19 protein-coding genes, 1 tRNA gene and 3 pseudogenes are annotated in these 25,066 nt (G+C 36.0%); 14 read left to right on the top strand and 9 right to left on the bottom strand.

The window, feature by feature from the left end:
• Positions 1 to 17 precede the first annotated feature (17 nt).
• From DPV95_RS00005 to fnr, 4 genes are all read right to left on the bottom strand, one after another.
• The gene (locus DPV95_RS00005) at positions 18 to 392 is read right to left on the bottom strand and encodes a transposase (RefSeq protein ID WP_049367743.1); all 375 of its coding nucleotides are present in this window, start codon (positions 390 to 392) and stop codon (positions 18 to 20) included.
• A gap of 79 nt (positions 393 to 471) precedes the next feature.
• A complete protein-coding gene (locus DPV95_RS00010; RefSeq protein WP_111406415.1) occupies positions 472 to 1,305 on the bottom strand; it encodes a DUF4198 domain-containing protein in 834 nt (277 codons plus the stop codon).
• A 140-nt stretch (positions 1,306 to 1,445) separates the two neighbouring features.
• Positions 1,446 to 2,369, bottom strand: a complete 924-nt coding sequence (uspE, locus tag DPV95_RS00015; RefSeq protein ID WP_005697484.1) for a universal stress protein UspE — start codon at positions 2,367 to 2,369, stop codon at positions 1,446 to 1,448.
• A 137-nt stretch (positions 2,370 to 2,506) separates the two neighbouring features.
• On the bottom strand, positions 2,507 to 3,280 hold the full coding sequence (gene fnr, locus DPV95_RS00020; RefSeq protein WP_005697545.1) for a fumarate/nitrate reduction transcriptional regulator Fnr: 774 nt from the start codon (positions 3,278 to 3,280) through the stop codon (positions 2,507 to 2,509).
• A 422-nt stretch (positions 3,281 to 3,702) separates the two neighbouring features.
• On the opposite strand from fnr, the gene mukF reads away from it, so the two are divergent.
• The 11 genes and pseudogenes from mukF to DPV95_RS00075 form a co-directional block, all read left to right on the top strand.
• Positions 3,703 to 5,037 (top strand): chromosome partition protein MukF, encoded by a 1,335-nt coding sequence (gene mukF / locus DPV95_RS00025; protein WP_111406416.1) that lies wholly within the window; start codon positions 3,703 to 3,705, stop codon positions 5,035 to 5,037.
• Between the two features lie 46 nt (positions 5,038 to 5,083).
• Complete coding sequence (gene mukE / locus DPV95_RS00030; protein ID WP_111406417.1) at positions 5,084 to 5,836, top strand: chromosome partition protein MukE; 753 nt, start codon at positions 5,084 to 5,086, stop codon at positions 5,834 to 5,836.
• The gene (gene mukB / locus DPV95_RS00035) at positions 5,836 to 10,353 is read left to right on the top strand and encodes a chromosome partition protein MukB (RefSeq protein WP_111406418.1); all 4,518 of its coding nucleotides are present in this window, start codon (positions 5,836 to 5,838) and stop codon (positions 10,351 to 10,353) included. The genes mukE and mukB overlap by 1 nt, the downstream gene beginning before the upstream one ends.
• A 69-nt stretch (positions 10,354 to 10,422) precedes the next feature.
• Entirely contained in the window at positions 10,423 to 11,295 is an 873-nt protein-coding gene (locus DPV95_RS00040) for a DMT family transporter (protein ID WP_111406419.1), read from the top strand.
• Positions 11,296 to 11,297: 2 nt separating this feature from the next.
• Complete coding sequence (gene sbcB, locus DPV95_RS00045; RefSeq protein ID WP_111406420.1) at positions 11,298 to 12,719, top strand: exodeoxyribonuclease I; 1,422 nt, start codon at positions 11,298 to 11,300, stop codon at positions 12,717 to 12,719.
• Between the two features lie 768 nt (positions 12,720 to 13,487).
• Positions 13,488 to 13,973, top strand: a complete 486-nt coding sequence (ftnA, locus tag DPV95_RS00050; protein ID WP_049366579.1) for a non-heme ferritin — start codon at positions 13,488 to 13,490, stop codon at positions 13,971 to 13,973.
• Between the two features lie 20 nt (positions 13,974 to 13,993).
• The gene (gene ftnA / locus DPV95_RS00055; RefSeq protein ID WP_005696114.1) at positions 13,994 to 14,494 is read left to right on the top strand and encodes a non-heme ferritin; all 501 of its coding nucleotides are present in this window, start codon (positions 13,994 to 13,996) and stop codon (positions 14,492 to 14,494) included.
• A 194-nt stretch (positions 14,495 to 14,688) separates the two neighbouring features.
• Positions 14,689 to 14,774 (top strand) — tRNA-Leu (locus DPV95_RS00060).
• Between the two features lie 58 nt (positions 14,775 to 14,832).
• Positions 14,833 to 15,762, top strand: a complete 930-nt coding sequence (gene ttcA / locus DPV95_RS00065) for a tRNA 2-thiocytidine(32) synthetase TtcA (protein ID WP_049366578.1) — start codon at positions 14,833 to 14,835, stop codon at positions 15,760 to 15,762.
• Between the two features lies 1 nt (position 15,763).
• Entirely contained in the window at positions 15,764 to 16,093 is a 330-nt protein-coding gene (locus DPV95_RS00070) for a TusE/DsrC/DsvC family sulfur relay protein (RefSeq protein ID WP_049366577.1), read from the top strand.
• A gap of 106 nt (positions 16,094 to 16,199) precedes the next feature.
• A pseudogene (locus DPV95_RS00075) lies at positions 16,200 to 16,376 on the top strand (iron ABC transporter permease); the annotation flags it as partial.
• A 247-nt stretch (positions 16,377 to 16,623) separates the two neighbouring features.
• Here DPV95_RS00075 and DPV95_RS00080 read toward each other — a convergent pair.
• Positions 16,624 to 17,154, bottom strand: a complete 531-nt coding sequence (locus DPV95_RS00080; RefSeq protein ID WP_049366576.1) for a hypothetical protein — start codon at positions 17,152 to 17,154, stop codon at positions 16,624 to 16,626.
• A gap of 409 nt (positions 17,155 to 17,563) precedes the next feature.
• Positions 17,564 to 18,096: pseudogene (locus tag DPV95_RS10695) on the bottom strand (type IV secretory system conjugative DNA transfer family protein).
• Between DPV95_RS10695 and DPV95_RS00090 the strand changes: the two are divergent.
• Positions 18,032 to 18,661, top strand: a pseudogene (locus DPV95_RS00090) (ABC transporter substrate-binding protein); the annotation flags it as partial. The pseudogenes DPV95_RS10695 and DPV95_RS00090 sit on opposite strands and share 65 nt — an antisense overlap.
• Positions 18,662 to 18,731: 70 nt before the next feature.
• Positions 18,732 to 18,941 (top strand): TOBE domain-containing protein, encoded by a 210-nt coding sequence (locus tag DPV95_RS00095; RefSeq protein WP_007525241.1) that lies wholly within the window; start codon positions 18,732 to 18,734, stop codon positions 18,939 to 18,941.
• Between the two features lie 126 nt (positions 18,942 to 19,067).
• Here the strand turns inward: DPV95_RS00095 and DPV95_RS00100 are convergent, their stop codons facing one another.
• Genes DPV95_RS00100 through DPV95_RS00110 form a run of 3 tightly spaced genes read right to left on the bottom strand, consistent with a single transcriptional unit; the run spans position 19,068 to position 22,351 of the window.
• Positions 19,068 to 19,859: a retron system putative HNH endonuclease gene (locus DPV95_RS00100; RefSeq protein ID WP_049366575.1), complete on the bottom strand. Its 792-nt coding sequence runs from the start codon at positions 19,857 to 19,859 to the stop codon at positions 19,068 to 19,070.
• A complete protein-coding gene (locus tag DPV95_RS00105; RefSeq protein WP_049366574.1) occupies positions 19,843 to 21,417 on the bottom strand; it encodes an AAA family ATPase in 1,575 nt (524 codons plus the stop codon). The genes DPV95_RS00100 and DPV95_RS00105 overlap by 17 nt, the downstream gene beginning before the upstream one ends.
• Entirely contained in the window at positions 21,407 to 22,351 is a 945-nt protein-coding gene (locus tag DPV95_RS00110; RefSeq protein ID WP_049366573.1) for a retron St85 family RNA-directed DNA polymerase, read from the bottom strand. The genes DPV95_RS00105 and DPV95_RS00110 overlap by 11 nt, the downstream gene beginning before the upstream one ends.
• A 424-nt stretch (positions 22,352 to 22,775) precedes the next feature.
• Here DPV95_RS00110 and metE point away from each other — a divergent pair, with 424 nt between their 5' ends.
• Positions 22,776 to 25,049, top strand: coding sequence for a 5-methyltetrahydropteroyltriglutamate--homocysteine S-methyltransferase (metE, locus tag DPV95_RS00115; protein ID WP_049366572.1), 2,274 nt, complete (start codon positions 22,776 to 22,778; stop codon positions 25,047 to 25,049).
• The last annotated feature ends 17 nt before the right edge of the window (positions 25,050 to 25,066 follow it).

The following is a 25,066-nucleotide window of genomic DNA, read 5'->3' on the forward strand; positions in this document are numbered from 1 at the left end:
TAACGCATGGTCCGGCTTCAATCTTTCAATGATTTTTCTTTTTTCTGTCGTTGTTTTTGACGGTCGAGCTTCTCCAACTCTTTTAGGTAAGCAATCTCCGCTCGAGCCAAGGCGAGCTCTCGCTGCAGCTTTTTAAACGCTTTAGGTGAAAAGTCTGTGGTTTCCGGAATTTCAATGTCTTTCTTTTTCATCTTTGGCTTCACTATTTTCGGGGTTTGAAGGTTTGTATAAGGCGATTTTACGCCATCAAGCCCTCTTTCCCGAAATGCTTTTAGCCAATAAATGACGAGAGCGTGGGAAATTTTATGAAGTTTAGCCACCTCACGGATACCATAATCCTGTTCGGTAACGAGTTTGATAATTTTCAAACGAAATTGATAAGAGTAGGACATAATCTGCACCTCAAATTAGGTATCCGGGTTTTGGGGTGCAGATCAAAGTGCGGTTAAATTTGACCGCACTTTTTTATGATTAATGATGATGTTCTGGTTTTGGTGGGAGTTTAGCTCTAGCTTTACCAACAGGGAGAATTAACGTCGCGTAATTCGCTGAATGTTGACAAACTTTTTGATCTTCAAATGGTTCTTTATGAATCACTTTAAGTTTCCAAACACCTTCAATTAATGGAATAAAGTTAACTTTACCTTCTTTGTCTGTTTTACCAGAAAAGGCTTGCGGCTCACGGTGAGATGTCGCCGCTTCCATATCTTTTACAACAAATGTATCAGAGGTTGCGATAATCGTTTCGCCTGCAAGTGGTTGGTCCTTATAGAAAATCTGAACAGGGAAAGCTTCACCTGCTTTAATTGTTTTCGGATCTTTAAGTGGCACGATTTCAAGTGGTAAGCCGAGGCGTGTCATTGACATATCTGCATTTAATGGTTTTTTGCCCACTACAGTAAAGGCTTTACCAAACATTTGAGTTTGTTCGCAATAGAATGCATTTGGTGTGCCTTGTAAGTTATCCATTTTCCAACCTTCATTATTTTGTGACCAGAAAGTTGGTTTATAAGTAGCTGTTACCCAATATGAACCGTCTTTTAACGGTTTTTCTGATTGATATTGGTAGTTTTCACCTTTTTGTACTAATGTTTGCATTTCACCATCTTGATTGATGAGTTCCATCGGTGGAAAAATCGCAAGACGTTTTTCAGGAATTTTTTCAACGTAGGGGTAGTCACCATAAGCTAAATCAGCTTTTAAAACGCTATTAGAAGCAAGTTGTGCTGGTGTTGCAACCCAAACTTCATGGGCTTGCGCAAGCGCAGAAAAGCCAAGTAGTGCTGCAATTAATGTTTTTTTCATTGTCTTTCCTTTTTAATAATAAATCAATTTATAGAAAGTCTTCGACAGGGCGGACGAGTATAACGAAAAAGAAATAATGAGACGAATAGAAAAAGTTGTTTTTCTGACCGCACTTATTTTAAATAAAAAGTTAAATAGACTTATTTTTTAGATGGTTTAATGGCTAATAAATTGCAGCTTAATTTACTAATCACATGTTCAGCTGTATTACCTAGTAACGCTGCAGATAAACCCGTTCTTCCCACTGTGCCTAAAATCACTAATTCAGCTTCAATTTCTTTCGCCACTTCAGGAATCACCTCTTCAGGGAAACCTTCGCGTACATGGGTATGATCTTCATCAATGCCAAATTTTTGACGTAAGGCTTTCATATTAATGAGATGTTGGCCACGAATGCCATTTTCATAACCTGAAGTATTAAATTCAGGTAAATCAATCGCCATATTAATTGGCGCAACAGGGTAGGCTGCGACTAAATGCACATTACCACGGTTTAAGTTTTCCGCTAAATTCATCCCTGTTGAAACTAATTCTTGGTTGAATTCATCTTGATATTCTTGTTCACCCGATACATTCACGGCGACTAAAATACGGCGTTGGTGTTTCCAGTCACCATCACGCACCATTAATACTGGAATCGGACATTTACGTAATAATTGCCAATCTACTGGTGTGAAAATCAATGAAGTGAAACTTTCTTCATCTTTGGTGTATTTTACCACGAGGTCGTATTGATTTTTTTCGACTTCTTCACGAATTGCATCTGCTTCATTACTGCTCCACACAATGTGAGATTCGAATTCAATTTCCGGATCCGCATATTTATCTAAATAAAATTGGACGGCTTGACGTTGTTGCTCAATGGCTGTTTTATGCATTTGACTACGTTCTTCCGAAGAAAGAAGCGCAGACATTTCATAAGATAAGTCATAGACACTCAACAGAGTAGTGATTTTTACTTTTGTTTCATTTTGTTGTTCTTTAACAAGACGAACTGCACGAGCAAGCGCATATTGTTTTTCGTTATCAGGGTTAAGTACAACAAGAATATTGTTAAATTTCATAAAGCCTCCAAGATATGAGATATCAATAGGATAGAAAAGATTTTAAACGATGACAAGAACCGATTATCAAAAAAGTGATCTCGTGCAAGTTTTTTTGTTTCAAATGTTAAAAAAGCGTGAAAACTCACGCTTTTAAATTATTCTGCTAATTGGATTTTGGTTTTATGTACACCAGTTAAATCAATCAAGGCATTAATATCATTAATAGTAATGTATTTACCTTGAACAGAGAGTACACCGAGTTTTTGGAAACGACCGAGTAAACGACTGATAGTCTCAACAGTTAGGCCGAGGTAATTACCAATATCGCTACGAGTCATGGTTAAACGGAATTCTTTCGCAGAGAAACCACGAGCAGAATAGCGTTTAGATAGGTTATGGATGAATGCGGCTAAACGTTCTTCAGCATTCATTTTAGACAGTAATAAAATCATTTCTTGATCGCTTTTGATTTCACTACTCATTAAACGCATAATTTGCTGACGAAGCTTCGGCATTTTTCCAGATAAATCATCTAAGATATCAAACGGAATTTCACATACCATAGCGGTTTCCAATGCTTGTGCAAAACTAGGGTGTTGCATATTCGTAATTGCGTCGAAACCGACTAAATCGCCTGGTAAATGAAAAGAGGTAATTTGCTCTTCGCCCGTTTCACTAATAGTATAAGTTTTAATGGTGCCGGAACGAATCGCATAAATAGAATTAAGCGTATCACCCGCTTTAAAAAGGACTTGAGATTTTTGTATAGGCTTTTTACGCTCAATAATATTATCAAGCTGATCGAGCTCATGTTCGTTTAATGTGAAAGGAATACAAAGTTGACTAATGCTACAATCCTGGCAATGAATCGCACAACCACCAGATTGAACTCTGCGCCCTGATTTAGTTTCTGAAACGAAATTATTCATTAGTTCCTCAAATCGATAAATATAGTGTAAAATTGATCTAACGCAATTATTCTACCACTAAATAGTAAATTAAAGAAGTTATCTACGAGTAAATAGGTATGGCAGCAGAAAAATTAACCAAAAAACGTTTAATACAAATTATTATCATGCTGATTATTTTAGTCAGCGCATTCGTTTGGCGATATCTATTGTAATAAGTGCGGTCAAATTTTTGATTGTTTTGAGAAGATAAAAAGAGCCACAATTTGTGGCTCTTTGTTTTGAAGATAACGTCTATTTATAATCTGTTTATATCGCAGATTATCCACATATGATCTTGAAAGATAAAAAGTTCGTTCAATTTGCAAGAAGATTTCAAGAACGATAAAAAATCCTGTATAATCTCAGAAATTTTTTGTTCAATTTTAAGCTTTTGTAACCGAATGATCGAAACCTCACAAACCATTCCTGAACTCGTCTCATGGGCGAAAGAGCGGGAATTTTCGTTAAATCTGCCGACGGAGCGTTTGGTGTTTTTACTGGCTATTGCCATCTATAACAACGAACGTTTAGACGGTGAGATGCTAGAAGCCGATTTAGTGGATATTTTCCGCCACACAGCCAGTGCCTTTGACCAATCAACGGATGCGATTGCTACCCGTGCCAATAATGCTATTAATGAATTGGTGAAGCAGCGTTTTCTCAATCGTTTCAGCAGTGAATTTACTGAAGGGCTTTCCATTTATCGTCTTACCCCACTGGGTGTTGGCGTATCAGATTATTATATTCGTCAGCGTGAATTTTCTGCATTGCGTCTTTCTGTACAGCTTTCTATTGTGGCTGATGAAATTCAGCGTGCATCCGATGCCGCGGAAGAGGGTGCAACAAAAGGGGAGAATGAGCACTTTTGGCGTCGTAATGTATTTGCACCATTAAAATATTCTGTAGCAGAGATTTTCGATAGTATCGATTTATCACAACGTGTGATGGATGAAAATCAGCAAAGCATTAAGGAAGAAATTGCCAATTTGCTTACAAAAGATTGGCAGGCGGCAATTTCTAGCTGTGAACGTTTATTAGATGAAACCTCGGGCAATTTACGTGAGTTACAAGATACCTTAAATGCCGCAGGTGATAAGTTGCAGGCTCAATTATTACGTATTCAAGATTGTGTAATTGACCATGATGAGCTCTATTTTATTGAACAATTAATTACCGATTTACAATCTAAGCTTGACCGCATTATTAGCTGGGGACAACAAGCCATTGATTTATGGATTGGTTATGACCGTCACGTGCATAAATTTATCCGTACCGCCATTGATATGGATAAAAACCGCGTATTCTCACAACGTTTGCGTAATTCTATCCACAGTTATTTCGATCATCCTTGGTTCTTGTGGACAGCTCAAGCAGAACGTTTGGTCGATCTTCGAGATGAAGAAATGGTATTGCGTGAAGATGATGCATTGGGTGAATTACCAGAAGAATTGCAATATGAGTCTTTGGCTGATTTACATGATCAAATCGTTGAACATATGCAAGGCTTGCTAATTCAATATCGTGAAAATAATCGTCCAATCGATTTAAGTTTGGTCTTAAAAGAACAATTAGAGGCTTATCCACTTTCCCGTCATTTTGATGTGGCTCGTATTATTGTGGATCAAGCAGTGCGTTTAGGTATGGCAAATGATGATTTAGCCGGTCTTTATCCGCAATGGCAGGAAATTAACGATTACGGCGCAGAAGTGCAAGCGCATGTGATTGATAAATATTAATTTCGTGGCTTACCCAAAAACGAATTCATAAAATGAGAAATTAACCATGACAGATATTCAAGATGTAATTTCCCCGAAATTGGCAAATGCCATTGCAAATCCTATTTTCCCGGCAGTGGACAGCTTGCTGCGTTCAGGTCGCCATATCAGCACAGATCAATTAGATAATCATGCTTTTTTGATGGATTTCCAAAATGAGTTAGATGGCTTTTACCGCCGTTACAACGTGGAATTAATTCGTGCTCCAGAAGGCTTTTTCTATTTACGTCCAAAAGCGACGACATTAATTGCCCGTTCAGTGCTTTCCGAATTAGAAATGTTAGTAGGGAAGGTACTTTGCTATTTATATTTAAGCCCAGAACGTTTGGCACAGCAAGGTATCTTCAGTACGCAAGAAATCTATGATGAATTACTGAATTTAGCAGACGAAGGCAAATTATTGAAAGCCGTCAATCAGCGCTCTAGTGGTTCGGATTTAGATAAACAAAAATTATCTGAAAAAGTACGCGCAGCGATCGGTCGTTTACGCCGTTTAGGCATGATTCATACCGTAGGTGAACAGCATAGCGGTAAATTTACGATTTCAGAATCAGTTTTCCGTTTTGGGGCTGAAGTCCGTTCTGGTGATGATCCATTAGAAGCACAAGCTCGTTTAATTCGTGATGGGGAAGCAGCAACACCACAATCTCTCGAACTCGAAAAACAAGCAAAAGCGGCGAGTAATGCTGATGACCTTGATGATGAAGAAAGTGCGGTCGAAATTGATGAAGAATTTGATGATGCAGGAGAACAAGAATAATGTCTGATGTATTAGAACTTGAAAACGAAATCTATCAAGACGAACCTGAGCAACCAACCGAACAGGTTGAAGAAGAATTTATTGCTCCTGTATTAAACCAACATAATGGGGTAGAACGAGGTAAATTCCGTTCACTAACCTTAATTAATTGGAACGGTTTTTTTGCCCGTACCTTTGATTTGGATGAATTGGTGACCACACTTTCCGGTGGTAACGGTGCCGGCAAATCCACAACCATGGCGGGTTTTGTCACAGCGTTGATTCCAGACTTAACCCTGTTGCATTTCCGTAATACCACAGAAGCCGGCTCGACAGGCGGTTCTCGTGATAAAGGTTTACACGGTAAATTACGTCCAGGTGTGTGTTATGCAGTATTGGATGCCATCAATTCTCGCCATCAACGAATTCTCGTGGGGGTGCGTCTACAACAAATTGCGGGTCGTGATAAGAAAGTGGATTTAAAAACATTCTCAATTCAAGGTGTAGAATTGTCCTTAAATCCGACCGCACTTTTCACCGAAACAGTCGGTGAACGTCAGGCGCGTGTACTCAATTTAAATGAATTAAAAGACAAAATTGAAAATCTTGGTGCGCAATTTAAGCAATATCATTCCATCACCGATTATCACGGTATGATGTTTGATTTAGGTATTATTCCAAAACGCTTACGTAGCGCTTCAGACCGTAGCAAATTCTATAAATTAATCGAAGCTTCTTTATACGGTGGTATTTCCAGCGCTATTACTCGTTCTTTACGTGATTACTTATTACCAGAAAATCTTGGTGTGCGTAAAGCCTTCCAAGATATGGAAAGTGCGTTACGTGAAAACCGTATGACCCTTGAAGCAATTAAAGTCACCCAATCTGACCGTGATTTATTCAAGCATTTAATCACCGAAACCACTAATTATGTGGCATCAGATTATATGCGTAATGCCAATGAACGCCGCGGCAATATCGAAGCAGCTTTAGGTTTCCGCCGTGATTGGTATAAAGCAAAAGCTGAGCAAGAGTTATCGCAACATCGACTAATTGATTTAAGCCGTGAAGCGGCTGAATTAGTAGAAAATGAACGTACTTTAGAAGTCGATCACCAAAGTGCGGCTGACCATCTGAACTTGGTATTAAATGCGTTACGTCATCAAGAAAAAGTATCGCGTTATCAAGAAGATGTGGCTGAACTTACAGAAAAATTAGAAGAGCAAAAAATGGTTGTGGAAACCGCAACCGAGCAGCTTGAAGAAAGCCAAGCACAATTTGAACAAACTGAACTTGAAATTGACCAAGTGCGTGCGCAACTTGCGGATTATCAACAAGCATTAGATGCACAACAAACCCGTGCCTTGCAATATCAACAAGCAATTGCCGCACTTGAAAAAGCGAAAACCTTATGTGGTTTAGCGGATTTAAGCGTGAAAAATGCGGAAGATTATCAAGCGGAATTTTCGGCCCATGCAGAAAGCCTTACCGAGCAAGTGCTTGAGTTAGAGCGTAAGATGTCAATTTCTGAAGCAGCCAAATCGCAATTTGATAAAGCCTATCAGTTAGTGTGCAAAATTGCTGGTGATATGCCGCGTTCAAGTGCTTGGGAAAGTGCTAAAGAATTATTGCGTGAATATCCAACACAAAAAATTCAGGCGCAACAAACCCCGCAATTACGCGCAAAATTACATGAGTTAGAGCAGCGCTATGCTCAACAACAAAGTGCGGTTAAATTATTGGCTGATTTTAATCAACGTGCTGATTTATCTTTAGAAACCGCTGATGAACTTGAAGCATATCACGCTGAACAAGAAGAACTCATTGAAAGTTTAAATGAAGAACTTGCTGAGCAAGTAGAAAACCGTTCAACCTTGCGTCAAAAACGTGAAAGTTTGACCGCTCTTTACGAAGAAAATGCTCATAAAGCACCGGCTTGGTTAACTGCTCAAGCCGCTTTAGAACGCTTACAAGAGCAAAGTGGTGAAACCTTCGAGGATAGCCAAGATGTGATGCATTTTATGCAATCACAATTGGTGAAAGAACGTGAGCTGACTATTCAACGTGACAATTTAGAGAAACAACGTCAACAATTAGACGAGCAAATTTCTCGTTTAAGCCAACCAGATGGTTCGGAAGATGCTCGCTTGAATGTGCTTGCAGAACGCTTTGGCGGTGTATTGCTTTCTGAATTATATGATGATGTACCAATTGAAGATGCACCTTATTTTTCAGCACTTTATGGTCCTGCACGTCATGCTATTGTTGTACGTGATCTCAACACGGTACGCGAACAATTAGCTAATTTAGAAGACTGTCCTGACGATTTATATTTAATCGAAGGTGACCCAAATGCCTTTGATGACAGCGTACTTTCAGCCCAAGAGCTTGAAATGGGCGTAGTGGTGCAAGTGTCTGATCGTGAATTACGTTATTCAAAATTCCCGCAAATTCCATTATTCGGCCGCGCTGCACGTGAAAAACATTTAGAAGAATTACAAGCTAAACGTGATGAAATTGCGGAAGAATACGCACAAATCGCCTTTGATGTACAAAAATGTCAACGTTTACACGAACACTTTAGTCAATTTGTTGGCTTACATCTAGCCCTTGCATTCCAACCAAACCCTGAAGAGGTGATGGCGGAAATCAATCAAGAGCGTAATGAAATCGATCGCGAGCTCAATCAGTTCTCAAGCACCGAACAACAAATTCGCATTAAATTGGATAACGCTAAAGAAAAAATGCAATTGTTGAATAAGTTAATGCCACAACTTAACTTGCTCGCTGATGAAGAATTACTTGATCGCATTGAAGAATGTCGTGAACAACTAGATATTGCAGAACAAGATGAAAGCTTTATTCGTCAACATGGCGTTGCGTTGTCACAATTAGAGCCGATTGCGAATACCTTACAAAGTGATCCGGAAAACTATGAACGCTTAAAAGCTGATTTAACCCAAGCGGTTGAACGTCAAAAACAAGTACAACAACGTGTATTTGCTTTAGCGGATGTGGTGCAACGTAAAAATCACTTCAGTTATGAAGATGCAGGGCAAGCGGAAACATCAGAGCTTAATGAGCAACTTCGTCAACGCTTGGAACAATTGCAAACACAGCGTGATACTCAACGTGAACAATTGCGTCAAAAACAAAGCCAATTTGCACAATACAACCAAGTATTTATTCAATTGCAAAGTTCTTATGACAGTAAAAATCAATTGTTGAAAGAATTAATTGCTGAGATTGGTGAATTGGGCGTGCGTGCTGATGAAGGGGCAGAGGAACGTGCAAGAAATCGCCGTGATGAGTTATATCAACAACTTTCAACTAGCCGTCAACGTCGTTCTTATGTCGAAAAACAGTTAACGCTTATTGAAAGCGAAGCGGATAACTTAAATAAACGTATTCGTAAAGCTGAACGTGATTACAAAACTCAACGTGAGTTAGTTGTAGCAGCGAAAGTCAGCTGGTGCGTGGTTCTCCGTTTATCTCGTAATTCCGATGTGGAAAAACGACTCAATCGTCGTGAGTTAGCTTATTTATCTGCTGATGAACTACGTTCAATGTCGGATAAAGCATTAGGTGCACTACGTACCGCGGTAGCAGATAATGAATATCTACGCGATGCATTGCGTATTTCTGAAGACAGCCGTAAACCGGAAAATAAAGTCCGCTTCTTCATTGCGGTATATCAACATCTTCGTGAACGTATTCGTCAGGATATTATTAAAACTGATGATCCGATTGATGCAATTGAGCAAATGGAAATTGAGCTTAATCGCTTAACTGAAGAATTGACTGGCCGTGAGAAAAAATTGGCGATCAGTTCTGAAAGTGTAGCGAATATTATGCGTAAAACCATTCAACGTGAACAAAATCGTATTCGCATGTTGAACCAAGGTCTACAAAATATTGCCTTCGGTCAGGTAAAATCAGTACGTTTAGTGGTCAATATTCGCGATACACATGCGATGTTGCTTGATGCGCTGTCTGGTAAACAAGAAGAATATCAAGATTTATTCAGTGATAATCGTATTACTTTCTCTGAAGCCATTGCGAAACTTTATCAACGCATTAACCCGCATATTGATATGGGGCAACGCACAGCACAAACTATCGGTGAAGAATTATTGGATTACCGTAATTACCTCGAGTTAGAAGTTGAAGTCTTCCGTGGTGCTGATGGTTGGTTACGAGCTGAAAGTGGCGCATTATCGACAGGTGAAGCGATCGGTACGGGTATGTCAATCCTATTAATGGTTGTACAAAGCTGGGAAGAGGAAAGCCGCCGTATTCGCGGTAAAGACATCGTACCATGTCGTTTACTATTCTTGGATGAAGCGGCGCGTTTAGATGGTAAATCCATTTCCACCTTGTTCGAACTTTGCGAACGTTTGGATATGCAATTACTTATCGCAGCACCGGAAAACATTAGCCCTGAAAAAGGGACAACCTATAAATTGGTGCGTAAAATCGCCGGCAACCAAGAACAAGTTCATGTGGTTGGATTGCGTGGCTTTGGCGCAACAGAGTAGTTTTTTAAAGCGGTCAAAGCAATTGGCTGCTTTTTTCATTGTTATTTTTATGAGAATTTAGGACGAATTATGCACAACCTTATTTTTGCTATTTTATGTAGTGTTGCCGTATCGGTGTTACTCAAAGTTGCCCGCAAGAAAAACATCATTATTGAACAAGCAATAGCGTTCAACTATATTGTCGCCATTTCATTAAGCTATTTCTTACTAAAACCTGATTTTAAAGGATTAGAATTTACCGAATATCTAGCACAAAGTGATAGCACACCTATTTTCCTCGCGTTAGGGATTTTATTGCCAACCGTATTTATTATTATGTCTAAAGCGGTTGAATTTGCTGGCATCGTGCGTTCTGATGCTGCACAACGCTTATCGTTATTTCTACCGATTGTTGCCTCTTTTATTATCTTCCATGAAACATTAAGTCAGCCCAAAATTGTTGGCATTATTTTGGCATTCATCGGTTTATTCTGTATTTTGAACAAGTCGAATGAACAAAGTGCGGTCACTTTTAAAGGTATTTTAGGATTAATTGGTGTTTGGTTTGGTTATGGCATCATTGATATCTTATTCAAACAAGTGGCCAAAAGCGGGGGAGCATTCCCAACCACATTATTTATTGCTTTCTCATTAGCCGCTTGTGTCATGTTCCTGTATTTATTCCTAAAACGTACTCAATGGACTGTGCCAAGCTTTATTGGTGGAATTATTTTAGGCGTATTGAATTTCTTCAATATCCTGTTTTACATTAAAGCCCACCAAAGTTTTGGACAAAACCCAACCTTAGTTTTTGCGGGAATGAATATTGGTGTTATTTGTTTAGGTACTATCACCGGCGCATTTTTCTTTAAAGAAAAAATCAGCAAAATAAACTGGTTTGGTGTTCTTATCAGTCTTTCAGCAATTTTCTGTTTATATTATTTAGATAAAATTTTGGCTTAATTATGGCAAACAATTTTAGTTTTTTTATCTATGATTACGAAAGTTTTGGTATCAATCCGGCAAGTGATCGTCCAGCTCAATTTGCTGGTATTCGTACCGATGCAGATTTCAATATCATTGGTGAGCCTATTATGTTGTATTGTAAGCAAACCAATGATTATTTACCCGCTCCGGAAGCCGTAATGGTTACAGGAATTACACCACAAGAATGTAATGAAAAGGGAATTCCTGAACCTGAATTTGCTGCAAAAATTCTAGCTGAGTTTTCACAACCCAATACTTGTGTGATGGGTTACAACAACATTCGTTATGACGATGAAATGACTCGTTATACCTTTTATCGTAACTTCATCGATCCCTATGAATATAGCTGGAAAAATGGCAATTCTCGGTGGGATTTACTGGATTTAGTGCGCGCCTGTTATGCTTTGCGTCCTGAGGGAATTAATTGGGCCTATGACGATGATGGCATGCCAAGCTTTCGCTTAGAAAAGCTAACCAAAGCAAATGGCATTGAGCATGAAAATGCCCATGATGCGATGGCGGATGTGTATGCAACCATCGCTATGGCTAAATTGATCAAAGAAAAGCAGCCTAAATTATTTCAATTCTTCTTTGAGCATAGAGGTAAAAAGGAAATTGAGAAATTGATCGACACAGCTGAAATGACACCATTAGTGCATGTTTCGGGCATGCTAGGGAATTATCGTGGCAATTGTGCTTGGGTGGCACCATTAGCATGGCATCCAACTAATCAAAATGCTGTAATCGTCAGTGATTTATCAGGTGATATTGATAACTTGCTCAGCAAAAGTGCGGTTGATTTACGACAAGATTTATATACTAAGAAAAGTGAATTAGAAGACAGGGGAGTTTCATCCGTTCCATTAAAATTGGTTCATATTAATAAATGCCCAATTTTGGCGCCTGTAAAAACATTGCTGCCGGAAAATGCGGCTCGTTTAGGGATAAATAGACAATATTGCTTAGATAATTTAGCAAAATTGCGTCAATCCTTAGATATACGAGAGAAAGTTATTGAAATCTTCTCAGAAGAGCGCGAATTTGAGCCGAGCGATAATGTAGAAACAGAGCTTTATAATGGTTTCTTTAGCAATGCCGATAAAAACAACATGGCTATATTACGCGATTTACCAGCTGAAAAATTAGCTGAGCATGGTTTAACATTTGAAGATAAACGAATTCCTGAATTGTTATTCCATTATCGTGCAAGGCATTTTTACAAAACCCTAAATCGTGCTGAGCAAATCAAATGGCAAAAATATCGCCAACGTAAATTAGAACAAAGTGCGGTTAAATTTGAAGAAAGTTTACAACGGTTAGCTGAGGAATATTCGGATAATCCAACTAAGCTAAATTTACTACAACAGGTTTATGAATACGGTGCAAAACTATTGTCTTAATCTATACATATCGTGACATAGTCACACCAATACCATCCATCAAAAAACGTAAATCTTATAGATAAGATTTACGTTTTTCTTTTTTAAATCTGATGATATTCACCTCATAAAATAACGCAGAATTCACATAGCGTTATCATTATTTGGCACCTATAAATCTCTTTATTTTTTCCTTACATAACAATTTCAGAGTGTATAAATCATTATTTAATCTTGTTACAAGGTATTACCAGTCCAGATTTTACATTGCTTGAGCAGTATTCGTGACCTGTGCATAACTCTGTGATCTTATTAATACGTAGCCTTTACTAACCTTGTAATTGATTTCGCATAATGTATATTATGTTAAATTAAATATATGAATTCATCACAAATCAAAACGGATAACTATTCTACTTTTATGCATTGGTTAAAATAAGGTGATTTTGGGTTATGGATATAAAAGAAATAAATGTATGTCTTTGTGATGGAATAATTAAATTGGAATGAAATTTTGAGATAACGCTACGTGAATTCTGAATACAATTGCGTACATCAATTCTGCAGATTTCATCATTCTTGATCTGATAATGAGAATTTATTTTACATATGTTACATAAATGAGAATAATTAACATTGATTTCTCCTTTATTATTAGTGGCTTATAAAAAAATATTTAAAAAAACACTTGACTATTCTCATTTGCGAGATTAGAATGCACACCGATGACAAGTTAAGCAGTCTTGTTTTTATTTTTAATCTCTACTTAATAAGGAAAGGAGTTGGTTTATGCTTAATAAAGCAATCGCAGATAAGTTAAATGAACAAATCAATTTAGAGTTCTACTCTTCTAATGTTTATTTACAAATGAGTTCTTGGTGTAGCAAACACGGTTATGAAGGTGCTGCAGCATTTTTACTTCGTCATGCTGATGAAGAATTAGAACACATGCAAAAATTATTCAAATATGTGAGTGAAACAAGTGGTATGCCACTTTTAGGTAAAATTGATGCACCTAAAAATGACTACAAATCACTTAAAGAAGTATTTGAAACTACACTTGAACATGAAAAATTCATTACTTCTAAGATTAATGAATTAGTTGAAGTGACTTTTGCAAACAAAGACTATTCTACTTTTAACTTCTTACAATGGTACGTTGCAGAACAACACGAAGAAGAAAAATTATTTAATAGCATTATTGATAAATTTAACTTGGTGGGTGAAGACGGTCGTTCGCTTTACTTTATCGATCGTGATTTAGCAACATTATAATTTTAAAAGGAGAATACAAAATGTTATCATCAAACGTAATCAAATTATTAAATGATCAAATGAACCTTGAGTTCTACTCTTCAAACCTTTATTTACAAATGAGCGCATGGTGCGAACAAAATGGTTTTGAAGGTGCAGCTAAATTCTTATCAGCTCACGCTGCAGAAGAAATGCAACACATGCGTAAATTATTCACTTATTTAAATGAAACTGGTGCATTAGCGGTAATCACTGCAATTGAAGCACCTGCGCATGAGTACAAATCATTAAAAGAAATCATTGAATTAACTTATGAACACGAAAAATTGATCACAAGTAAAATCAATGAATTAGTGGGTAAAACTTTTGAAGAAAAAGACTACTCTGCATTCAATTTCTTACAATGGTATGTTGCAGAACAACACGAAGAAGAGAAATTATTCAGCGGTATTTTAGACAAATTAAATCTTCTTGGCGAAGATGGCAAAGGCTTATTCTTAATCGATAAAGATTTAGGTAACCTTGCAGGTCAAACCGCTTAATTAGATAATCATAAAGCTTAGTAGAAATACTAAGCTTTTATTTCACCTATAATTTGTGACAACGTATCAAATTATTTTAAACTTCCCTTTTATCTTTGAATACAAGTTGATGAAATTTAAAACAACCACACGTTTTTAATGAAATTTTACTTGCAACGAAGTAAGATAAACGTATAATTCAGAACAACCCAAATGCCTGGGTGGCGAAATTGGTAGACGCAGCGGATTCAAAATCCGCCGGTGAATAACCGTGTCGGTTCGAGTCCGACCCTAGGCACCACGGAATTTATAAGCTCTGAAGTTATTCAGGGCTTTTTTATTAGCTAAAGTAAATCAATATGACAGAACAAAACCAAGATAAAAAACAGATTTATAATTTCAATAAATTGCAAAAACGTCTTCGTCGTAATGTAGGCAATGCAATTGCTGATTTTGGCATGATTGAAGATGGTGATAAAGTAATGGTTTGTCTTTCTGGTGGTAAAGACAGCTATACACTGCTTGATATTTTGTTAAATTTACAACAAAGCGCACCGATTAAATTTGATATCGTAGCCGTCAATTTAGACCAAAAACAACCTGGTTTTCCAGAGCATGTTTTACCTGAATATCTGCAAAGTATTGGTGTGGATTATAAAATTGTTGAAGAAAATACTTATGGCATCGTGAAAGAGAAAATTCCAGAAGGCAAAACAACGTGCTCTCTCTGCTCTCGCCTACGCCGTGGTATTTTATACCGTACGGCAACTGAACTTGGCGCAACAAAAATTGCACTTGGACACCATCGTGATGATATGCTGGCTACCCTGTTTCTGAATATGTTCTACGGTGGAAAATTAAAATCGATGCCACCGAAATTAATTTCAGATGACGGCAAGCAAATCGTGATTCGTCCATTGGCTTATTGTAAAGAAAAAGATATTGAAAAATATGCCGTAGCCAAAGAATTCCCAATTATCCCTTGTAATTTATGTGGTTCTCAACCTAATTTACAACGTCAAGTCGTGAAAGAAATGCTGAATACTTGGGACCGTCAATATCCAGGTCGCTTAGAAACCATGTTTAGCGCGATGCAAAACATTACGTTGTCACACTTATGTGACCCAAAACTCTTTGATTTCAAAGGCATTAAACATGGTCAATCACTTGATGGCATTGAAGGGGATACCGCATTTGATGAAGAACGTATCGAACCAATGAAATTTGATGATGAAGATACGTCTGACTACTCCGATAATGAAATGATCAGCTTTAAAGAAGTGAATTAATATGATTACCGTGCAAGGAAAACAAATCGAAACCGATGCCTTTGGCTATTTACTTAATATTACTGATTGGAATGAGGATGTAGCAAAACACATCGCTCAGCTGGAAGGTGTAGAACTGACCGAGGCTCACTGGGAAGTGATTTATTTTGTGCGTGATTTCTATCAAGAATATAACACCTCCCCTGCAATTAGAATGCTGGTAAAAGCCATGTCAGAAAAATTAGGTGCTGATAAAGGCAACAGCCGCTATTTGCAACGACTCTTCCCTGACGGACCAGCCAAGCAAGCAACCAAACTGGCGGGTCTGCCAAAACCTGCTAAATGCTTATAGAATAACGTAACCGTGCGATAAAGTACGGTTATTTTTTTACCCAAATTTCGCTATATACAAAAAATATAATCACTATATACTTATAAAAACAACGAATTTTGAGTGTATGAACAAATCCTCCCTTACCTTTCCCTTTCTACTTTGCTTGCTTATTGGGCTCATTTTATGTTCGCTCTCTTGGGGGCGCTTTGCGATTCCGCTTGAAAATGTAGTGCAAAGTCTGATTGGCAATAATGTCAGTGATGTGCAAAACAACATTATTTTTAATCTTCGTTTACCTCGTGAGCGGTATTTGAAATACTAGTTAGCTTCTCTGCGAGTTTTTCCTGTTTATTGATCGCAATATAAATTGAAAATAGGCATTAAAAAAGACGATAGATGTTGCTTTTCTATCGTCTTTATAAACAAAAAAAACAGAGCAGACTTTTTACAGTCCCACATCCATCTTTGGATGGTTGGAAAAATCCAAGCTCTGTTTAGTATATTATACCATTTTTTTTATTTACCTAAAAGATAAAATATCCTGCACTCTATAATTTCATTTTCTTTCTCTTCATTGCAGAAGAAATACTACATAAATTTTCTGCAACATATATTCCCATTTTTGCAAGATCTACATAATCCTCAAAATTAATCAATTTCGGATTTGTGCTATCATATCTATACATGTCGTGAGTAAAGTCATTTCTAAGTTTCCTAAATGTTATTAATTGATTATCTAATGTTGTATTGTCAACCGTTAAATTAAATGCTTTATAATCTTTAGAAAAATCAATATCCAATAATTTGGTATTCTTAATTCTATATTGTAAGAAGCCAATCATTTTTTTCTTTTTTACATCAATTTCTAAACCCTTATTTTTAATAGCATTATAAATATACTCAGTTTTTTTATTCAACATATCTCCATTTACTGATTTTCCTATATGTTCACAAATACGCTTTGTTCTATTTTCAATTATTGCATATGAACATGCTATCGATTCTAAATAAAATTTATTTTCAAATGATACATGCATCCTCTTTCTTAAATTATCTACAAATATAGTTTGATTAATCATTACATATTCTCCAAATTATTTTATATAGCCTATTATACCAAATATACCTATGCCACATAAAGCTATAACAGAAAATATTACAATCTTGTAATTACTGTATTTCTATTCATCTTAACTTTTCCTTTTCCTTTTCTCTTGATATATTCCTCAATATCAAAGGCATTTTTCTTATTAAAATCTTCAAGTAACTTGTAATTCTTGTGCTTTTTAATATCGAATTTGTCTGACAAAAACGGTCTGACACTTCGAAGCTAAAAAATACACTTACTGCCATCCATAACCGTTATCTCATCCTGACTCATCAGCTCCTTTCCTGTCTTTTGATAATTCAGTCCATAACTATTGGCATTGGATCTTGTTTCCGATGTGTTATATAGGTCTATGGTTTCTTTACCCGTGTTTCAGATAGTTATTTAAGTGTGGTCTTTTCCTTTCCACCAAGAAACAAGGTATTATCACAGTTACCTACAATCGTATCTGCATTATCTTTATAAATTGCCTTTAGCTGAGATTGTGCTTGCAAGATAATACTTGCGGATATTTCTCTACTTCGATTGTCGCTATTAATTTCTCAAATTTTGGAATTAAGCCGATGTTGGCAAACTCGTCAAGCAAGCACCTTACATGAACAGGTAATCTTCCCCCGTATTCATTATCTGCCTTATCACAAAGTAGATTAAATAGCTGTGAATACATAATAGATACCACAAAGTTAAAAGTATCATCTGTATCAGAGATAATAATAAAGAGTGCTGTCTTTCTATCGTCAAGAGTGTCAAGCTCAAGTTCATCTTCCTTCATCAAGTCTCTAAGCTCCTGAATATCGAAAGGAGCAAGCCTTGCACCACATGATATAAGAATAGACTTCGCCGTTTTTTTTGATGGATTGAAGAAAACCGTACGGATTACCGCTGAAGTTTTAGGTGATAAAGCGCCTGAAATCGCAGAAAGCTATATCAAAGAATTAGACGGTAACATTAAATTTGTTGAAGAACGTCTTAAAGGTCTTAAAGATGAACAACGCCCAACCGTATTACACATCACTAAAGGCTCTGACTTATTGATGATTGACGGCGGAAAATCTATGATCGGCGAATGGATTAAATTAGCCGGCGGTAAAAGCGTATTACCGGATGAAGCCAATATGGTGAGTGTCACCATGGAAGCTATTTTACAAGCAAATCCAGATGTCATCATCATTGGCAGCAGCGGCAATAAAGCGCAAGCAGCAATCGAAAAAATTAAAGCTGATCCAGCATGGCAATCAATAAGTGCGGTTAAAAATAATCGTATTTATGCCAATCCAACCGGCACGTTCCCATGGGATCGCTACAGTGCAGAAGAAGCCTTACAAATTCTTTGGGCTGCTCAGCTCTTCCACCCTGAACAATTTAAAGATTTAAACATGGTCGAAAAAACGCAAGCCTTCTATAAAAAATATTACGGTTACACGTTAAGCAAAGAAAATGCCGAGCAAATCTTGAAAGGCTTAGCACCTCTTAAGTAGTATTTTCATTTGAAGCATTTATCGTTATAATGTGCACTCTTTTTTTAACTCAAACATAAGGAAATACTTGATGAAAATTAGTGCAAGAAACCAACTTAAAGGTACTGTAAAATCAATCGAAACTGGTTCTGTGAACGCAATCGTACACATTGATATCGGTAACGGTAACGTAATTTCTTCTACCATCTCTATCGATGCAGTAAAAGAATTAGGTTTAGCAGTTGGTAAAGAAGCATATGCGATTATCAAAGCAACCTCTGTAATGGTTGGTGTTGAATAATCCGTTTTTTTAAAATAAAAAATGCACTTAAAAAAGTGCATTTTTTTCTGAAGCCACAAAAAGTTTCTTAACCTGCAATAATAAAGCAATCCTTTCCTAGCACTAAAAATAAAAAGTAAGAATAAATCAACCTAAAAAATTATTATTTTTTAAATAGTTTTCAGCATGTTCAGATAGTAAGATACGATATGTAGTAAAAAAGGCATGGTACTTACCATTTTTTTTCTCCAAAAATCTCTTACATAGTTCTTCAAAAATAGATTCATTCCCATTATCTCTAGCTTCTTTTATTAAAACTTGATAGTTTCTTATATGTTCTTTTCGTTTTCGTAATAAACGGTTGCAATTTAGATTTAGGACATTTATTGTACTGTCTACCAACTCTTTTGTATCTTTTTTATTATTACTAGAGAAATTAAATGATTCACAATTATCCTTATCTGAGGATAACTTTCCTGTAAATTTATTTATATTAAACAAACACGGAAATGCCGGCATATCAATTGGATTTATAAGTTCTCCCTCAACATTATCAATATTTGGTAAAGCTATTTCTTTATATTTATCACAACTTAAGTTATCTGGCCTAGGAAATATAGAACCGTTAGCTTCAGTGCCACCAGTACAACAACCAAGTAAATTATTCCAATCTAAAGCCCAATTTTTAGTATTAATATCTCTCTTTGGGTGAAAATGTTCAACCATCTGTGTTATATAATCATCATCTCCTGCATTGCAAGAAAAATCTTGTTCACAATAAGCGCATATTCTCCCTTGATCTTCAAATATTGTCGTTCTTATATCTGAGTAGATTGCCTTCTCTCCTCTCAAATCATCCCAATTATTAGAAGCATTATTACTATTACTAGTATAAAGTCTGAAAGATTCTGGTATATCTGATTTATTCACTTTTTTCATATAATGACTTTTCCCATTCTTTATTCTCAATAATTAATGTTGCCTCTTCTAAAGCTGGTTCATTATTTTTAAAATTCTTATCTAATTTTGTTCTTAAAGAAACAGCTTCTTCAGAATCATATTTATTTTTATCTATGAGTTCTAAGTATCTATCTAACATCTTTGTTATTTCATTATCAGGTCTTAATTCTATATTATATAAATCCTTATAAATACGAGAATATTCAGCACCATATGTGCCTTGATCCTTAAACTGGGTGATTTTATTATCAGAAATTAAATAAATATTCTGATTTATAATAGAGCTAACAACAGTAGGAGTATGTGTTGTTAAAATAAATTTAGTTTTTGGGAAGCTTTCTTTTAACTTACAAATAATGTCTTTTTGCCACGTCGGGTGCAAGTGAAGCTCTAATTCATCAATAATAACAATAGCTGGAGTTTCTAGAGGATTATCCTTATGAGGATTTAATATAAGCATGCGTCTGGCAAGATCTCCAACTAAAGAAATTATTGACTTTTCCCCTTGAGATAATTCAGATAATAAAAATTTTGAACCATCAATCTTTTCAGCTATAAATGGATAAGGTTGACTACGATCAACTTTAATATCTTTTATATCTGGAATAAATTTAATAATAATTTCTTTAATTTTCTCCAAATGTCTACTTTTTTTAGAATTATTTATGTCATCTAATTCTGTATCTTTTAATTCAATGCAAAGACTATTTATACGATTTATTTCTTGTAACAAATCAGTAGTTCTATTGATTCCGTCTGCTGATGATTTAGCACTATATTTATATAATTCACTAGTCTTTCCTTTCAGATTGTTTAGTTCATCTTCAATTGCTTTATAAATATTTACTATATCTTGATTATTACTATCATCTAAATATTTAAACCACAAAAGAAAATCATCAAAATTTAATTGATTTGTTAACTTCTGAGGTATAGCTTTCAATCTATCAACCTTAAAATAAATTTCCGTTTTTTCAAATTTATCTTTACTTTTTAATAATGACCTATCAACTCCGTAAAACAAATAAAGCGGTAAATCTAAATATTTTTCAGCTAACATATAGCTATACATTACACCAAGCTTTTTAGCTTCTATAAGTATACTTGAAACATTTTTAGGAACACCAACAGGTGATTTTGCCAGAGTAATGCTAGCTAATTTTTTATTTTCATACCCTATATCTAATTTTATTGATGCATATTGATATTCACCATTCTTTTTATTTATATTCTTTTCATCTATCATATCACCTGAGTCATTATTTTTATTATATATTGCACTATTAATTTTACTTAATGACTTTGCGATAGATTCTGCTATTGTTGTTTTACCACTTGCATTAACACCAACAAATAAAACAGGATCAAAATTACTTTCAAATTTAACAGATACCTTATCTGAAAATGCCTTATAATTAGAAACTACAATGTTAGTTAACTCAAAAGGATTATTGGATATTAATTCCATTAAATCATTTGATGGTTTAGTTTCACCATCCCAATCTCTATACAGTTCTGCTATATTTTTATTTTCCATTAATTATCCTATTAATTATATTTTTTCCATATTTTGATTCTAATCTAATTATAAAAGATGGCTCTACTAAATGAGAAAATGATATCATACCTTTCATATGTAAAACAGCATCTTCTTTCAGTTCATTTTTAATATATTTATAAACCAAACTAAAAATATATCTTTTCCTTTTTCTACCAATAGACAAACCACCTTGTGTAGTTAGTGTTATTCCAGTAACAAATTTATTATAACCAGGTGAAATAAGAGTTGTTTTTAAATCATTTAATATTATTCTTCCATTAAATAAATCATAAAGTTTAGACCTGATAAACATTATAACATCTTTTAAGTTATCCTTATCATTACCACTAATAGATAAATCATCAGCATATCTTGTATATACTATAGAGATAGAATCACAATATGTTTTTATTTCAGAATCAAAGAAATACATAATTGCATTCGATATCATTGGAGAACTAGGGGAGCCAACACTTAAAATTAGTTTCTTATGTCTTTTATCTTTACTATTTGGATTCCAAAAAAAAATATGCTTAACTAATTCCTTATCTAATTCATTAAGAACCAATCCTATTTTATCAAGATAATTAATAAAAATATCATCACTTATACTATTAAAAAAATCATAAAAATCTAATTTTAATAAATATTTATTATTTTTATGTGGTTCTGCATTCTGAATAATATTTTTTCCTTTTATATAAGCAAAGGCTGACTGGTGAATCTTTAAATCTTTTTCTAATAATAATAATAATTCTCTTTGGATCTTTTTAAGTTTTTTGGCTGGGTGAGCTATAACCCTTCTCCCTCCATTTTTTTTGGGGATAGAGTAAATTTTATAGGAGACAGGGGCATTAGAGATAAATTCCATTAACTCGGAAGTAGAAAGATTTAGCTTTTTACATAGTGTATGAAAGAATTTTGATTCCATTTGAAACTCTCTATATATGCAAGAGGGGGAAAAATCCCCCCTCTTCTTAATTGGCCTTTTACTAATGGAAGCGAGACAAATGTCAAGCAACTAGTTGAGTTGCTTGACATTTGTCTCGCAACCCATATCTGCCCAATATAAACATGTTACGGCTAAACACCGAACTAAACTTGTAGACATACACTAAAAGGCTCGAACATTATAACAATTTTATATTATCTCAGCAAATTTAAAGTATTACTATTGTAGTAGATACTATGTAAATATTTGTTATACTAAATCTCATCAATAAATAGTTTATTAATTTAATTCATTTTAAAACTGAAAATTATGAAGTTGTGTAATCTTCTTTTCTATTGCATTCTATAAATGAACAGACGTTTAGACGTCTAAACCAAACAAAAAAACAATAGAAGGATTAATTATGACAACATTTCATTTAGCAGGATTTCCGCGTGTAGGCGCAAAACGTGAACTTAAATTTGCTCAAGAACGTTACTGGCGTGGCGAAATTGCAGAAGCGGACTTATTAGATATTGCAAAAAGATTACGTGAACTTAACTGGCAGCATCAAGCCAAAGCAAATGCCGATTTTGTCGCGGTGGCTGATTTTACACTTTACGATCATATTTTAGATTTACAAGTGGCAACGGGTGCGATTCCTGCACGCTTTGGTTTCGATAGCCAAAACTTAACGCTCGCTCAATATTTCCAATTGGCGCGTGGTAATAAAACACAATTTGCTATTGAAATGACAAAATGGTTCGATACCAACTATCATTATCTTGTACCAGAATTCCATAAAGAGACACAATTTAAAGCCAATCCCGAACATTATGTGACACAAATTCGTGAAGCTAAAGCACTTGGATATCAAGTTAAACCAACAATCATTGGGCCACTCACTTTCCTTTGGTTAGGTAAAGAAAAAGGCGCAGCATTTAATCGCTTTGATTTATTAGCAAAACTCGTGCCAGTTTATGTTGAAATTTTAAATGCGTTAGCTGCGGAAGGCGTGGAATACATTCAAATTGATGAACCTGCTCTCACCTTAGATTTACCAGCAGAATGGATTGCCGCTTATCAAGCGGTTTACGCCACTTTTGCTGAACAAGTGAAAGCGAAATTATTACTTGCGACTTATTTCGGTTCTGTGGCGGAACACGCTGATTTGTTAAAAGCCTTACCTGTAGCAGGTTTGCACATCGATTTAGTGCGCGCACCAGAACAACTTGCTGCTTTTGCGGATTATGACAAAATCTTATCTGTGGGCATCATTGATGGCCGTAATATCTGGCGTGCAAACTTGAATCAAGTGTTAGATGTGGTTGAACCATTAAAAGCGAAATTAGGTGATCGTTTATGGATTGCGCCAAGCTGCTCTCTTCTCCATACACCTTATGATTTAGAAGTTGAAACGCAACTACAAGCAAATAAGCCAGAGCTTTATCAATGGTTGTCTTTCACATTACAAAAAATTCAAGAACTACGTGTTATTAAGACCGCACTTGAGCAAGGGCGTGAAGCAGTTCAAGCTGAATTAGCTGCCTCTCAAGCTGCTGCGGATGCACGAAAAAACTCGCGTGAAATCCACCGCACTTGTGTAGCAGAACGTTTAGCAAACTTACCGGAAAATGCCGACCAACGTAAATCGCCATTTGCGGAACGCATTAAATTACAAAATGCGTGGTTAAATTTACCACTTCTGCCAACGACGAATATTGGTTCTTTCCCACAAACAACAGCCATTCGTCATGCCCGTGCCGCCTTCAAAAAAGGCGAGCTTAGCTTAGCTGATTACGAAACTGCAATGAAAAAAGAAATTGAATTTGTTGTACGTGAGCAAGAAAAATTAGACTTAGATGTATTGGTACATGGCGAAGCAGAACGTAACGACATGGTGGAATATTTCGGCGAATTACTCGATGGTTTTGCTTTCACCAAATTTGGTTGGGTACAAAGTTACGGTTCACGTTGCGTGAAACCACCAGTGATTTACGGTGATGTTACTCGTCCAGAACCAATGACGGTACGTTGGTCGCAATATGCCCAAAGCCTTACCAATAAAGTGATGAAAGGCATGCTGACAGGTCCGGTGACGATCTTGCAATGGTCTTTCGTGCGTAACGATATTTCTCGTGAAACAGTCTGTAAACAAATTGCGGTAGCGCTTTCTGATGAAGTATTAGATTTAGAAAAAGCAGGCATCAAAGTAATTCAAATTGATGAGCCGGCTATTCGTGAAGGTTTACCGTTAAAACGTGCAGATTGGGAGGCTTATTTGAAATGGGCGGGCGAAGCCTTCCGTTTAAGCTCAATGGGTTGCCAAGATGATACCCAAATTCACACGCACATGTGTTATTCCGAATTTAACGACATTCTACCGGCTATTGCAGCCTTAGATGCCGATGTCATTACTATCGAAACCTCGCGTTCTGACATGGAATTACTCACCGCATTTGGTGATTTCAAATACCCGAATGATATTGGCCCAGGTGTATATGATATTCACAGTCCACGCGTGCCTGCAGCAGAAGAAATTGAACATCTTCTTCGCAAAGCATTACAAGTGGTGCCGAAAGAACGTTTATGGGTAAACCCAGACTGTGGTTTGAAAACACGCGGTTGGCCAGAAACAATTGCGGCATTAAAAGTGATGGTTGATGTTACGAAAAAATTACGTGCTGAATTAGCATAAAATCAGTAAAAAGAAAG

It is taken from the genome of Haemophilus parainfluenzae (genome assembly GCF_003252755.1).
Classification (GTDB): domain Bacteria; phylum Pseudomonadota; class Gammaproteobacteria; order Enterobacterales; family Pasteurellaceae; genus Haemophilus_D; species Haemophilus_D parainfluenzae_N.